Origin of the sequence: Tamlana sp. I1, assembly GCF_015355625.1 — a bacterium.
GTDB lineage: Bacteria > Bacteroidota > Bacteroidia > Flavobacteriales > Flavobacteriaceae > Pseudotamlana.
The window spans coordinates 219,724-233,398 of the sequence record NZ_JACLAF010000007.1; the positions used below are offsets into that span (position 1 = coordinate 219,724).

Genomic DNA, 13,675 nt, shown 5'->3' on the forward strand with positions numbered 1-13,675 from the left:
ACAGAATTTATTCCGCCTCTGGCTTATTTTTTTTAATAGCCGCAGCAACAATTAATCCGATAACACTAAAACCTAACAGTTGCCACACAATAGATTGGGCTACATTAGAAATAGAATACATATTCCCTTGAGCTTCTAATTTCTCAACGGTTTCTTCTATAGCTTCAGCAGGGACATTAAATCCTTTTAATCGATCAATTTGTGTGTTTACTATTTTTTCTTGTAATTCATTTGAAGCTTCAGGGTCTACAAAATTGAAAACAATAATACTAACAATAGCACTTATTACAATACCTATTAACACCGTTATAAAATAAGCCGTAAAGGTGTTTTTAAAAGATAAAAAACCACCGTTAGCTTTTTTAGCCTTTACAGCAGAGACGATTCCTGCAACTATAATGATGCCTAAAATGGTTAATCCAAACCATATTTGGGTGTATAAATCTAAGTTTATGGCGTAGGCCAAAACAGTAATTAAAGCTAATGTGATGCCTAAATAAAGCCCAAAATTAACTGCGACAGATTTTAAAGATTTTTCCATTATTTTTAATATTTTTGGTGGGTTATTTTCTGTTAGTATTCAAATATAGTAAATCGTTACATTTGAAATCGAAATAAAAAATAAAAAAAGTATTGTACAGTTGTAAAAAATAACTAAATTTGCACTCCAAAATTGAAAGTAATAAAAGCATTTTAGCGATGAGAAAAGGTATACACCCAGAAAATTATAGATTAGTAGCGTTTAAAGATATGTCTAATGATGACGTTTTTTTAACAAAGTCTACAGCAGATACTAACGAAACTCTTGAAGTTGATGGCGTTGAATATCCATTAGTAAAAATGGAGATTTCTAGAACATCGCACCCTTTCTATACAGGTAAATCTAAATTAGTAGATACAGCTGGTAGAATTGATAAATTCAAAACTAAATACGCTAAATTTAAAAAATAATTTTAGCCTAAAATATATTTCAAAAAAAGCCTTTCTATAATTGTAGAGAGGCTTTTTTATTTTATTCAATTACCCTACTTTTGATATCGAAATAATCAAAATCTAAAAAGTTAGAGCGAAACCCTTTAACTTTTAAATTTAACTTTTGCTGAATAATGAATTATATCCTTTTTGATGGTCCTTCGCGTAATAGTTTATTACCTTTTACTTTTACACGACCTGTTGCCGATATTCGTGTTGGAATTTTAACCATCAGAGAAAAGTGGGAATCTTTTTTAGATTGTACTACAACAACAGTAACCGAAGATTATTTAGCAGACAAATATCCCATGGTAGAAATGGAAGAAAACGTGATGATTAATGCATCCTACCTTCCTAATCTAGAATTGGTGGAGATGATTAAAGATCTTCAAGAAAATCAAGCCATTTTTAATGGTGATGATGTGATTGCATTTTTTACAAAAGAAGCCCAAGAAGATATCGATTTCGATGCTTATGAAGCTATCGAATTTAAAGAAGACACCATCCAAATAAACAACACTTGGGATATCTTCTCAAAAAATGGAGAAGCCATTCAAGAAGATTTCGATTTAATTACAGATGGCAGAAAATCGCAACCTATCCCATCCAGTAATAATGTTATTGCTGCCGAAAATATCTTTTTGGAACCTGGCGCAACTCTAGAGTTTACAACCCTAAACGCAAGTAAAGGTCCTATATATATTGGTAGAAATGCCGAAATTATGGAAGGTTCGATTATTCGTGGGCCTTTTGCCTTATGCGAAGGTTCTATTGTAAAAATGGGGGCTAAAATTTACGGACCAACAACCGTAGGACCATTTAGTAAAATTGGTGGCGAGGTTAATAATTCGGTTTTATTTGGTTTCTCAAACAAAGGGCACGATGGCTTTTTAGGAAATTCGGTGCTTGGCGAATGGTGTAATTTGGGTGCAGACACCAACAATTCCAATTTAAAAAACAACTACGCCGAAGTACGTTTATGGGACTACCAAACCGAAGGTTTTGCCAAAACAGGCTTGCAATTTTGTGGCCTTATGATGGGCGATCATAGTAAATGTGGCATCAATACCATGTTTAATACGGGTACCGTTATTGGGGTTAGTGCCAATATTTTTGGCAGTGGTTTTCCAAGAAATTTTGTGCCTAGTTTTAGTTGGGGTGGTAGCAGCGGTTTTACAACATATTTAACCAAAAAAGCCTTCGAAGTTGCCAAAGTAGTTATGTCTAGGCGCGATCTAAAGATTACAGAGCAAGATAAAGCCATTCTCGAGCATGTTTTCGAAGACACTAAAAAGTTCAGACGCGATTAGCATGATATTTTGGGCGTTACCTAAAGGTCGGGCGTTCGGCAGTCGCTTTTTTTGAGAAAAACAAAAAAGAGCTTCAACAAATGCCTCAATCCCTAACGCGACATCCGTTGTGGTATGTTGTATCTAAATAGATTTAATAATAACCTACTATAGCAGTGCAAATTATTGTTATGTTTGGTGTTTTGTGTGCAGACATCGAAATTGATTTCTTTTTTTAATTGAGTTAGTAAAATTTTTGTAATTTGTGCAGGAATGAAATTGTAAGCAGTAATTAAATGCATTCAAAATTATTTCCAAATCTTATGATATGCTAACCATTATTAAGGATAAAAAAAAGTTTGCTATACTTTTTTTTATAATGCTGCTTATAGATACTATTGTTAAAACAAATCTGCCTTGGCCTTATCGTTTTATTTCTAAGCCGCCAACCATATTTCTAATCATTTTATTCTATTATTACAACCATACGGCTACAGAGGGACGTAATTATTTTTGGGTCATGCTTGCTTTATTTAGCTTTTTTGTAGCAGATTTATTAATTATTAATAGAGCGAATGTTACGCTTTTAATATCAAGTTTTGTTGTTTATACTATAGCAAAAGTGTTTTTATGTTTTCGTTTTTCGCACACCTCCGATTTTAAAGTAAGTCGATTAATACCATTTTCAATTGTTATTTTTATTTATACCGTTGTATTGGTTTTATATATACATGATGGTTTGGGAAGCTATTTTCTGTTTGCGCTTTTTAGTTATTTTATTTCCCTGCTTTTATGTCAGTTTGCTTATCTCAGAAAAGAGGTGGTCGATAAAAAAAGTTATCTTTTTGTGTTAGCAGGGGTGTTATGCTATATGGTTTCAGAAGGGATAACTATTATAAACACCTTTAAAGGCGATGTACTTTATCAAGACTTTTTTATTATGTTTTTTTACGGTACGGGTATTTATTTAATGGTATATGGTATGATTACCGAAAAAAGAATAGAGCCTAAAAATTATTTTTAAAGGTGTTTTTGGAACTATATTTTATAGTTACTCGAAATTATAGCAAGTAGAATTTATCAAGCTGTCATATTCATATTACATCCAGTTGGTGATTTTCACTATTTTTTTTATTTTAAATACGCTATTTTTTTTTCGTAATTTGCTCGAAATTGTAATAAGCCTTAAGGGGTTTATTATCGGTTTTTTTGCCCTTCTAAAACCACTTGTATGTTGCGCATTTTTAAAGATAAAAAGAAGTTTGCAATCCTTTTTTTTATTGTATTACTTATAGATATTATGGTCAAAATTTATTGTCCAGTAGTACCGTATCGGTATATATCCAAACCACCTGTTTTAATTCTGTTAATTCTCTACTATTACTTTAATAATAAAGCATTGTATAAAAGTAATTTTTCTTGGGTTATGCTTAGCTTGTTTTGTTTTCTAGTAGGCGATATTTTGGTAATAACCCATACCAATATTTATTTTTTGGGAGCCAGTTTGGTGTTTTATACGTTTGCTAAATTATTTATAAGTTTTCGCTTTTCTCATAAATCCGATTTTAATGTTGGTCGGTTAATTCCTTTTTCAATCGTTATATTTATTTATACTGTAATTTTAATAAGTTACGTGTACGATACATTAGGAAACTTTTTTGTGCCTATTATTATAAGCTATTTTATTTCATTATTGCTTTGCCAGTTTACTTACCTCAGAAAAGGGGTGGTAGATAGAAAAAGTTACTTATCTGCATTTTATGGTATGGTTATTTATATGCTTTCCGAAGGTATTATGGTTATAAAAACATTTAAAGCCGATGTGCCACTTCAAGATTTTTGCATTATGTTTTTCTACGGTACAGGGGTATATTTAATTGTAAATGGAATTATTATCGAAAAAAGAATTGAACCTAAAACTGTTTTTTAACCCGTTTTAAATCCAATAAATTAATTGGATTAACGCCTAGACCTTTTACATTTTTTCTTGTAAACCTAACCACTTCATCGTAATATAAAGGCACCATAAGTGCTTTTTGCATGACTAACGAATCCATGGTAGTGTATAAATGTTTACGTTTTTCAATATCGGTTATTGTAAATGATTTGTTGTACAAACTATCGAAAGTGGTGTTTTTGTAATGGAAATAATTAGAACCGTTAGGTGCGAAATTTTTACTGTAAAATATAGATAAATAGTTTTCTGCATCTAAATAATCGGCAATCCAAGAACTTCTAAACATATCCACTTTACCGTTTGAACGCGCCGAACGTAAAGATGCTTCGGGCATGACATCTACATGAAGCATGAGGCCTGTTTTTTCAAGTTCCCGTTGAATAAATTCACAAAAACTAAGGTAATTGCTGGTGGTCACTAAAGTAATTGTAGGGTTTGAAATGCCTGTTTCTGCTTTAAATTGTGCCACAAGTTCTTTGGCTTTTTCGGGTTGATAGGTGTAGCCAATCGATTTATCGTAGCCCGGTAGTCCAATTGGGATAAAACCCCCATTTGCAGGATTTCCAATACCATTTCTTAAATAAACAATCATTTTCTTGCGATCAAAACCATAATTAATGGCTTTCCGAAGTAATTCCGATTGTATTTCTGGAGATTCAGAATCTAAATAAAACCCCAAATATTCAGTGTTTAAGTAGGGGCCACGAATCATATTTACGCTTTTAGCATAATTCTCTTGAAGTTTTCCGCTTGCGGTTAATAATTCATCTTTATAAGACGCATCTAGACCTGATACATAGTCGATGTTTCCTTGTGCAAATTGCAAAAACTCACTCTGTTTATCGGGAAGAAAAGTAATAGCTACCGCTTCCAGATAGGGTAAAGCATTACCGTGTTTGTCTTCTTCAAAATACAAAGGGTTTTTTCTAAAAACCAGTTTAATGTTTTCTTCCCAACGTTTAAATTTAAAAGGACCAGTACCAATGGGATGATTTCTAAAGTCGGAACCATAATGCTCTACAATTTCTTTAGGAACTACCGAGCAGTATTTCATAGTTAAAAGACCAATAAAAGCCGGGAAAGATTGCTTGAGTTTTATTTCGAAAAGGGTATCATTTATCGCATAAAAATCATCTACTTTATTTAAAACCCAACTGCCAGGAGAGGCTAGTTTTTCATCTCTTAAACGGTTTAAACTGTATTCAAAATCTTTAGCTGTAACGGTTCGCGTAGAGTCTTTTCCAAACAATTTATGGTGATGGAAATAAACATGTTTACGTAGTTTAAATTGATAGGTTAGTCCGTCTTCAGAAATTGTCCAATCTTTCGCAATACACGGTAAAATATTCAATTCATCATCCAATTGTACTAAACCATTAAATAACTGATTACAAACCGAATTGTCTTGTAATGTTCTCGAAAAAGCAGGGTCTAAAGTATTAATATTAGCATATTCGTTATAGCGAAAAACCAAATGGTCTCTATTGATATCAGAATTATCTTTGCAAGAAAAAAAGAAAAGTGTAATATAACTAATTGATAAATAGAAGATTATTTGATTGTAATTAGGTTTTATCATATAACTTATTAGTTGTAAATTTGCAGGCTCATTGTTTTTTGAACCTGATATCTGTTTTTCAGAAAGAAATCCTTCAATTTGTTCATAGTAATGAGAAAAGGTAAAGATAAATTTTAAAAAATCCTGATACAAATTCAGGATAACAAAATAGCATGAATAAAAAAGTCGCATTTTATACTTTAGGTTGTAAGCTTAATTTTTCGGAGACCTCTACAATTGCAAGAGATTTTAGTAATGAAGGCTTTGATCGCGTAGATTTTTCTGAAAAAGCCGATATTTATGTCATTAATACCTGCTCGGTAACCGAAAACGCAGATAAACGTTTCAAAACCATTGTAAAGCAAGCGCAAAAAGCAAATTCGGATGCTTTTGTGGCTGCCGTTGGTTGTTATGCGCAATTAAAACCACAAGAATTGGCCGATGTGGATGGGGTGGATTTGGTGCTCGGTGCTACCGAAAAATTTAAAATTACCGATTACCTAAACGATTTGTCTAAAAACGATTTTGGCGAAGTGCATTCTTGCGAAATCGAAGAAGCCGATTTTTATGTGGGCTCTTATTCCATTGGTGATCGAACACGTGCTTTTTTAAAGGTGCAAGATGGCTGCGATTATAAATGTACTTATTGTACAATCCCTTTAGCTAGGGGGATTTCGCGTAGCGATACTATGAAAAATGTTTTGAAGAATGCTGAAGAAATTTCAAAACAAAATATTAAAGAAATAGTTTTAACAGGCGTTAATATTGGCGACTATGGAAAAGGGGAGTTTGGTAATAAAAAACACGAACATACTTTTTTAGACTTGGTAACCGAATTGGATAAAGTAGAAGGGATAGAACGTTTAAGAATTTCGTCGATTGAGCCGAATTTACTTAAAAACGAAACCATAGATTTGGTTTCGAAATCTAGAGCATTTGTACCGCATTTTCATGTGCCTTTGCAATCGGGAACTAACGAGATTTTAAAGAAAATGAAGCGTCGTTACATGCGTGAATTGTATGTAGATCGAGTTTCAAAAATTAAAGAAGTCATGCCAGATGCTTGTATTGGTGTTGATGTTATTGTAGGTTTTCCTGGTGAAACAGACGATCACTTTTTAGAAACTTACAATTTTTTAAACGAACTGGATATTTCATATTTACATGTTTTTACCTATTCGGAGCGTGATAATACAGAAGCAGCAAATATGGATGGTGTGGTGCCTAATAAGGTACGAACTAAACGTAGTAAGATGCTTAGAGGTTTGTCGGTTAAAAAGCGTCGTGCCTTTTACGAAAGTCAGTTAGGAACCCATAGAACCGTTTTGTTTGAAAGTGAAAATAAAGAAGGTTACATCCATGGTTTTACAGAGAATTATGTGAAAGTTAAAACCCCTTGGAATCCAGAATTGGTAAATACTTTACACGATATTGAACTTACTGAAATTGATGATGATGGTTTGGTGCGTTTTAATTTTGTAAACATACTTTCAGCTTAGTGCAAAAAAAAATCTGAAGCCTAAACTTCAGATTTTTAATGCTTTTTGGAGAAATAATTTATATTCTCACGCCAACAGGCAGCATACGTTTGTATTTTCTGTTGCTTCTTACAAATTTTGCTATTTCTGGACTTGTTGGTACCACGCTTAAATTGCGTTCTTCAATTTGTTCAAATACAAGGGTTAAAAAATCTTTTTCAAAACCTTCGTTTGTTATTCCTTCTGGAATAATTAACTTAGTTAGGAAAATTTTTCGTTCTTGTAAAGAGTATTCGATAATCGCTAATTGATCATCAATTTTAATCTCGTATTGACGTAAAAAATCATTGTCAATTAATTCTGCAGCTTCAACCATTTTCTAATGTTTTTATTTTACGAGGAATGCTAAATAGTGAATACTATTTATTCTAACTTTGTGCAAAAGTACGAAAAAATTTGTTATCAAAAAGCAAAATAATTCATAATGCCTTATGATTCAGCAACTAGTGCCCGTATACTTTATGCCTGGAATGGCTGCCAGTCCTAAAATTTTCGAATACATCGAACTGCCTCAAGATACCTTTGAAGTCTTTTTTTTAGAATGGATGATGCCATTAAATAATGAAAAGGTATCGGATTACGCTTTACGAATGACGAAAAAGATTAAGCACGAAAATGTGGTTTTAATAGGGGTGTCTTTTGGTGGTGTGTTGGTTCAGGAAATGAGCAAGCATATTGCGGTTAAAAAACTCATTATAATTTCAAGTGTAAAAAGTAAATTCGAGCTGTCTAAAAAAATGCAATTGGCAAAATCTACAGGCGCTTATAAAATAATTCCTACACAATTAGCTAGCAAAATTGATGTTTTTGAAAAGTATGCTTTTGGAAAGAAGATAGCAAAACGCTTAGAGCTTTATAAAAAGTACCTTTCGGTAAACGATTCTAAATATTTAAGCTGGGCAATTAAAGAAATGCTATGTTGGAATCAGGAAACTTACCGTTCGGATATTGTGCATATTCATGGTGATAACGATCCTGTTTTTCCTATCGAGTACATCTCAAATTGCATTACTGTTTCTAAGGGCACACACATCATGATTATTAATAAATACAAGTGGTTTAACACCAACTTGCCAAAAATTATATTAGCAGAGTAGGTGATTTTTTCATACCTTTAATCTAAAATTAATTCATATGAAAACAATACAAAAAGCCTTGGCATTTTTAGGTTTGCTAAGTTTATGTGCTTTATTTATTTATGCCCTCCAAGACCCTCCAACCGATGAGAATTTCGAAAAGAAAATTATAAACGATTACAATGTTTATGCCCTGCAAGTTCCTCAAAATTTGAATTTTGCAGGCGAACCCTTACCATTGGAAGATCCGGATATTTACGAGCGTATGGATCGTGAATTATTGGTAAACACCTATTGGCAATCTAACGGTTTATTAATGTTTAAACGTGCACACAAGTACTTTCCAATTATAGAGCCTATCTTAAAAAAGAATGGTATTCCAGACGATTTTAAATACCTAGCAGTGATTGAAAGTGGTTTGGTAAATGTGGTTTCTCCTGCAGGCGCTCGTGGCATTTGGCAAATTATGCCTGCAACAGCAAAAGAAAATGGTTTAGAGGTTAATGATAATGTTGATGAACGTTATAACCTTGAAAAATCAACTGAAGTGGCTTGTCAGTACCTACTAAAATCCAAACAACAATTAGGGAGTTGGACATTAGCAGCAGCAGCTTATAATGCGGGGAATGCTGGTGTATCAAGACGTTTGAATGATCAAATGGTAACTGATTATTACGATTTATTATTAGGTGAAGAAACTGGGCGTTACATTTTTAGAATCGTTGCTTTAAAAGAAATTCTATCGCACCCGACTAAATATGGTTTCAATTTTAGAGAAAAAGATTTATACAATACGGTACCAACATATAAAGTAGGCGTGGATACAGCAGTAGCCGATTTCGCTAAATTCGCGAAACATTTTAATATTAATTATAAAATATTAAAAATTCATAACCCTTGGTTACGCGAGCCGTTTTTAAATAATGCGAGTAGAAAACAATATTATATAGAAATCCCTAAAAAGGGAGCCTATCCTAAATATTAAGTTTAAAAAATAAATTCAAAAAAAGAAGGCTAAAATATCAAGTGATATTTTAGCCTTCTTTTTTATATAAGGTTTTGTTTCTGTAAAAACCGATTAACCTCTGCGTTTTTGAGCTCTTATCGAACCACCTGTACCGTAATGTTGGTTTGGCATTTGCGCGCGTTTCATGTTGTCTTTCATCATTTTTATTTGATCGGTTAACATGCCTTGCTTGTCAAGTTTAGAAGCTTCATTAAGTAATTTAGTAGCTTCTTGTTTTCTGCGTTTTGAAAAAGCAATGCCTGCTAAATTTAATTTTGCCATGGCTAAATCATGATCCATAGATAATCCTAAGTCAATGGCTTTTTTGAAATATTTTTCAGCTTCGTTCATATTACTTTGCGAAACCATAATACCATTTAAATAGTTGTAGTATCCTTGTTGCTTTCTAACCAAAGCTGCTTCAGGGTTTTTAATTTTCTTCAACCATTTTTGTGCACCTTCAAAATCTTGTTTACGCAATTTTAAAAATGCTAAAAGAATAAATTCATTCTTAAAATAAAGAAATATAAAAATTAAAGATAATAGGATAAGCATGATGCCATTTCCTATATTGCTTTCAGTAAATTGATACACCGCATAAGCTATAATGCCTGCCGCAATAATTAGTTTTATAATTTTATTAAACATAATGTGTAATTCGAATAAGTTTAACGTACGGTTTCAATTAAAAACGCATACTTTTGTTGATTTAAGACTGCAAAGAAACTAAATTTTTATGAATTTTAATATACAGTACTAAAACAAAAACAAAGGCTTATCCCAAATAAAACAAGGTCTCGCGTGGTTTTTTGTGTAAATTGAAATTTATTGAAATATTTTTTAATAAAGTTTTGTCAAAGTAATAAAGGCTTTGTATATTTGCCCTCGGTTTTGAAGAAAGCCCGACGATTATAAAAAATACATTTTCAGAATTAAAGATACAAGATAATGAGTAAAAGAACATTTCAGCCTTCGAAAAGAAAGAGAAGAAACAAACACGGTTTCAGAGAAAGAATGGCTTCTGCTAACGGTAGAAAGGTATTAGCACGTAGAAGAGCTAAAGGAAGAAAAAAATTGTCTGTATCATCTGAAACTAGACATAAAAAATAATTGATGAACAATTGTTTATAATATAAAAGGTGTTACTTAAGTGTAACGCCTTTTTTTATATCATCTTATTATTATTTTTGTAAATCATTAACATTCAATATTATAACTAGATCATAAAATGCCTAAAAATCCAAAACTAAAATCGATACTTATTATAGGGTCTGGGCCAATTGTAATTGGACAAGCGTGTGAGTTTGACTATTCAGGTTCACAATCTTTGAGATCTTTAAGAGAAGATGGAATTGAAACCGTTTTAATTAATTCGAACCCTGCAACTATCATGACCGATCCTTCTATGGCCGATCATGTGTACTTGTTACCTTTAACTACAAAGTCGATTATTAAAATTTTAGAAGAACACCCTCAAATTGATGCTGTTTTACCAACTATGGGAGGACAAACGGCATTAAATTTATGTATTGAAGCTGATGAAAAAGGGATTTGGAAAGATTTTGGAGTAGAATTGATAGGTGTTGATATCAACGCGATTAATATTACAGAAGATAGAGAGCAATTTAGAGAGTTGATGAATAAAATTGGTGTAGCTATGGCACCTCAAGCTACAGCAACATCATTTTTAAAGGGTAAAGAAATTGCACAAGAATTTGGTTTCCCATTATGTATTCGTTCTTCCTTTACTTTAGGTGGTGCTGGAGCTGCTATTGTTTACGAAGAGAAGGATTTTGATAAACTTTTAAGACATGGTCTTGAAGTATCTCCAATTCACGAAGTTATGATCGATAAGGCCATGATGGGCTGGAAAGAATATGAGTTAGAGTTACTTCGCGATAGAAACGATAACGTAGTTATTATCTGTTCTATTGAAAATATGGATCCGATGGGGATTCATACAGGAGATTCTATCACCGTGGCACCAGCCATGACATTAAGCGATACCACCTTCCAGAAAATGCGTGATATGGCTATTAAAATGATGCGTAGTATTGGTGATTTCGAAGGTGGATGTAACGTACAGTTTGCTGTAAGTCCAGATGAGAAAGAAGAAATTATTGCCATTGAAATTAACCCTCGTGTATCTCGTTCATCGGCATTAGCAAGTAAAGCTACAGGATATCCTATTGCTAAAATTGCTACTAAATTAGCTATTGGTTACACTTTAGATGAATTAGATAACCAAATTACAAAATCGACTTCAGCTTTATTTGAGCCGACTTTAGATTACGTTATCGTAAAAATACCACGTTGGAACTTTGATAAATTTGAAGGATCTGATCGTACTTTAGGTCTTCAAATGAAAGCCGTAGGTGAGGTTATGGGTATTGGACGTTCGTTCCAGGAAGCACTTCATAAAGCCACTCAGTCTTTAGAAATTAAACGTAATGGTTTAGGTGCCGATGGTAAAGGATATACCGATTATAACCAAATCATCGATAAATTAACCAATGCAAGTTGGGATCGTGTATTCGTAATTTACGATGCCATTGCTATGGGAATTCCTTTAAGTCAGATTTACGATATCACTAAAATTGATATGTGGTACTTAAAACAGTACGAGGAATTATTCCAATTAGAAAAAGAAATTTCTACATACACTATCGATACTTTAGATCGTGATTTACTTTTAGAAGCGAAGCAAAAAGGATATGGTGACCGCCAAATAGCACACATGTTAGGTTGTTTAGAAAGTCAGGTGTACAATAAAAGAGAAGAACTTAACATTCAACGTGTGTTTAAGTTAGTAGATACCTGTGCTGCAGAGTTTACTGCTAAAACACCATATTACTATTCAACTTTCGAAAATACGATTGAAAGCGCCGAAGGCGAAACTTACGTACATAACGAAAGTGTGGTAACCGATAAAAAGAAGATTGTTGTTTTAGGTTCTGGACCAAACCGAATCGGACAAGGTATCGAGTTTGATTACTGTTGTGTGCATGGGGTTTTAGCAGCTGCCGAGTGTGGTTACGAAACCATCATGATTAACTGTAACCCTGAAACGGTTTCTACCGATTTCGATACGGCCGATAAATTATACTTCGAGCCAGTATTCTGGGAGCATATTTACGACATCATCCGTCATGAGAATCCAGAAGGTGTTATCGTGCAATTAGGTGGACAAACTGCTTTAAAATTAGCAGAAAAGTTAACCAAATACGGTATCAAAATTATAGGAACGAGTTTCGAGGCTTTAGATTTAGCTGAAGATCGCGGAAGTTTCTCTAAACTATTAAAGGATCACAATATTCCTTACCCAGAATTTGGAGTTGCTGAAAATGCTGATGAAGCTTTAAAATTAGCTGAAGAATTAGATTTCCCAATCTTAGTGCGTCCGTCGTATGTATTAGGAGGTCAAGGGATGAAAATTGTAATCAATAAAGAAGAATTAGTAGAGCACGTAGTTGATTTACTAAGAAAAATTCCAAACAATAAACTGTTATTAGACCACTACTTAGATGGTGCTATTGAAGCTGAAGCAGATGCGATTTGTGATGCCGATGGGAATGTTTACATTATTGGTATTATGGAGCATATCGAACCTTGTGGGGTACACTCAGGAGATTCTAACGCGACCTTACCAGCTTTCAACTTAGGTGACTTGGTGATGCAACAAATTATAGACCATACCCATACCATTGCTAGAGCATTAAATACGGTAGGTTTAATTAACATCCAGTTTGCTGTTAAAGATGATAAAGTTTACATTATCGAAGCCAACCCAAGAGCTTCTAGAACCGTACCATTTATAGCTAAAGCTTACAAAGAGCCTTATGTAAATTACGCGACTAAAGTGATGTTGGGAGCTAAAAAGGTAACCGACTTTAAATTTAACCCTCAACTTGAAGGTTATGCAATTAAACAACCCGTATTCTCTTTTAATAAATTCCCGAATGTAGATAAGCGTTTAGGACCTGAAATGAAGAGTACAGGTGAAAGTATCTTATTTATAGATAGCTTAAAAGATGATCAGTTTTACGACTTATATGCAAGACGTAAAATGTACTTGAGTAAGTAATTTACTGAGATATAGATATAGAAAAAGCCGCTTTAAGCGGCTTTTTTGTGTTTTATGGGCTCTACTTCGGCACATTCAGAAAACGCGTTATCCCTTGTAAATACAAGTATTTTTACGTAAATTTAAGTACATAAAAACCCCGAAAAAGGCTGATCAGAGCCAAAAACGGGGTTTTCTTATTCTTACGTTTATGAA

General features: G+C 33.1%; 13 protein-coding genes. 9 read left to right on the forward strand and 4 right to left on the reverse strand.

Translation table 11 applies throughout. The annotated features are described in order from the left end of the window. Positions 1-7: 7 nt before the first annotated feature. Positions 8-541, reverse strand: a complete 534-nt coding sequence (locus tag H6X70_RS08195) for a DUF4199 domain-containing protein (protein ID WP_194767193.1) — start codon at positions 539-541, stop codon at positions 8-10. 158 nt (positions 542-699) lie between these two features. On the opposite strand from H6X70_RS08195, the gene H6X70_RS08200 reads away from it, so the two are divergent. From H6X70_RS08200 to H6X70_RS08215, 4 genes are all read left to right on the forward strand, one after another. Continuing rightward, a complete protein-coding gene (locus H6X70_RS08200; protein ID WP_194767194.1) occupies positions 700-951 on the forward strand; it encodes a type B 50S ribosomal protein L31 in 252 nt (83 codons plus the stop codon). Positions 952-1,106: 155 nt separating this feature from the next. After that, positions 1,107-2,282: a putative sugar nucleotidyl transferase gene (locus H6X70_RS08205; protein WP_194767195.1), complete on the forward strand. Its 1,176-nt coding sequence runs from the start codon at positions 1,107-1,109 to the stop codon at positions 2,280-2,282. Positions 2,283-2,589: 307 nt separating this feature from the next. Continuing rightward, a complete protein-coding gene (locus H6X70_RS08210; RefSeq protein WP_194767196.1) occupies positions 2,590-3,285 on the forward strand; it encodes a lysoplasmalogenase family protein in 696 nt (231 codons plus the stop codon). A 207-nt stretch (positions 3,286-3,492) separates the two neighbouring features. After that, positions 3,493-4,191 carry a lysoplasmalogenase family protein gene (locus tag H6X70_RS08215; protein WP_194767197.1) on the forward strand — a complete coding sequence of 233 codons (699 nt, stop codon included), beginning with the start codon at positions 3,493-3,495 and terminating at the stop codon, positions 4,189-4,191. On the opposite strand, the gene H6X70_RS08220 is transcribed toward H6X70_RS08215, so the two are convergent. Continuing rightward, complete coding sequence (locus tag H6X70_RS08220) at positions 4,175-5,797, reverse strand: ABC transporter substrate-binding protein (protein ID WP_194767198.1); 1,623 nt, start codon at positions 5,795-5,797, stop codon at positions 4,175-4,177. The genes H6X70_RS08215 and H6X70_RS08220 overlap by 17 nt on opposite strands. Before the next feature lie 152 nt (positions 5,798-5,949). Between H6X70_RS08220 and mtaB the strand changes: the two genes are divergently transcribed. Beyond that, the gene (gene mtaB, locus H6X70_RS08225) at positions 5,950-7,275 is read left to right on the forward strand and encodes a tRNA (N(6)-L-threonylcarbamoyladenosine(37)-C(2))-methylthiotransferase MtaB (RefSeq protein WP_194767199.1); all 1,326 of its coding nucleotides are present in this window, start codon (positions 5,950-5,952) and stop codon (positions 7,273-7,275) included. 58 nt (positions 7,276-7,333) lie between these two features. Here mtaB and H6X70_RS08230 read toward each other — a convergent pair whose 3' ends face one another. Further along, complete coding sequence (locus tag H6X70_RS08230; RefSeq protein ID WP_194767200.1) at positions 7,334-7,630, reverse strand: N-acetyltransferase; 297 nt, start codon at positions 7,628-7,630, stop codon at positions 7,334-7,336. A gap of 115 nt (positions 7,631-7,745) precedes the next feature. On the opposite strand from H6X70_RS08230, the gene H6X70_RS08235 reads away from it, so the two are divergent. Both H6X70_RS08235 and H6X70_RS08240 read left to right on the forward strand, forming a co-directional pair. Beyond that, the gene (locus tag H6X70_RS08235; protein ID WP_194767201.1) at positions 7,746-8,411 is read left to right on the forward strand and encodes an alpha/beta hydrolase; all 666 of its coding nucleotides are present in this window, start codon (positions 7,746-7,748) and stop codon (positions 8,409-8,411) included. Positions 8,412-8,448: 37 nt separating this feature from the next. Further along, a complete protein-coding gene (locus H6X70_RS08240) occupies positions 8,449-9,375 on the forward strand; it encodes a lytic transglycosylase domain-containing protein (protein ID WP_194767202.1) in 927 nt (308 codons plus the stop codon). 93 nt (positions 9,376-9,468) lie between these two features. On the opposite strand, the gene H6X70_RS08245 is transcribed toward H6X70_RS08240, so the two are convergent. After that, on the reverse strand, positions 9,469-10,044 hold the full coding sequence (locus H6X70_RS08245) for a DUF2892 domain-containing protein (protein ID WP_194767203.1): 576 nt from the start codon (positions 10,042-10,044) through the stop codon (positions 9,469-9,471). 300 nt (positions 10,045-10,344) lie between these two features. Here H6X70_RS08245 and rpmH point away from each other — a divergent pair, with 300 nt between their 5' ends. Together rpmH and carB are read left to right on the forward strand one after the other, a co-directional pair. Continuing rightward, a complete protein-coding gene (rpmH, locus tag H6X70_RS08250; RefSeq protein WP_027878648.1) occupies positions 10,345-10,506 on the forward strand; it encodes a 50S ribosomal protein L34 in 162 nt (53 codons plus the stop codon). A 118-nt stretch (positions 10,507-10,624) separates the two neighbouring features. Beyond that, positions 10,625-13,480 carry a carbamoyl-phosphate synthase large subunit gene (gene carB / locus H6X70_RS08255; RefSeq protein WP_194767204.1) on the forward strand — a complete coding sequence of 952 codons (2,856 nt, stop codon included), beginning with the start codon at positions 10,625-10,627 and terminating at the stop codon, positions 13,478-13,480. Positions 13,481-13,675 lie beyond the last annotated feature (195 nt).

Coding starts and splice junctions, on each gene's coding strand:
- carB (WP_194767204.1), top strand. CDS start 10,625: ATGCCTAAAAATCCAAAACTAAAATCGATACTTATTATAGGGTCTGGG.
- H6X70_RS08205 (WP_194767195.1), top strand. CDS start 1,107: ATGAATTATATCCTTTTTGATGGTCCTTCGCGTAATAGTTTATTACCT.
- H6X70_RS08200 (WP_194767194.1), top strand. CDS start 700: ATGAGAAAAGGTATACACCCAGAAAATTATAGATTAGTAGCGTTTAAA.
- H6X70_RS08195 (WP_194767193.1), bottom strand. CDS start 541: ATGGAAAAATCTTTAAAATCTGTCGCAGTTAATTTTGGGCTTTATTTA.
- H6X70_RS08235 (WP_194767201.1), top strand. CDS start 7,746: ATGATTCAGCAACTAGTGCCCGTATACTTTATGCCTGGAATGGCTGCC.
- H6X70_RS08220 (WP_194767198.1), bottom strand. CDS start 5,797: ATGATAAAACCTAATTACAATCAAATAATCTTCTATTTATCAATTAGT.
- H6X70_RS08230 (WP_194767200.1), bottom strand. CDS start 7,630: ATGGTTGAAGCTGCAGAATTAATTGACAATGATTTTTTACGTCAATAC.
- H6X70_RS08210 (WP_194767196.1), top strand. CDS start 2,590: ATGCTAACCATTATTAAGGATAAAAAAAAGTTTGCTATACTTTTTTTT.
- rpmH (WP_027878648.1), top strand. CDS start 10,345: ATGAGTAAAAGAACATTTCAGCCTTCGAAAAGAAAGAGAAGAAACAAA.
- H6X70_RS08240 (WP_194767202.1), top strand. CDS start 8,449: ATGAAAACAATACAAAAAGCCTTGGCATTTTTAGGTTTGCTAAGTTTA.
- H6X70_RS08215 (WP_194767197.1), top strand. CDS start 3,493: ATGTTGCGCATTTTTAAAGATAAAAAGAAGTTTGCAATCCTTTTTTTT.
- H6X70_RS08245 (WP_194767203.1), bottom strand. CDS start 10,044: ATGTTTAATAAAATTATAAAACTAATTATTGCGGCAGGCATTATAGCT.
- mtaB (WP_194767199.1), top strand. CDS start 5,950: ATGAATAAAAAAGTCGCATTTTATACTTTAGGTTGTAAGCTTAATTTT.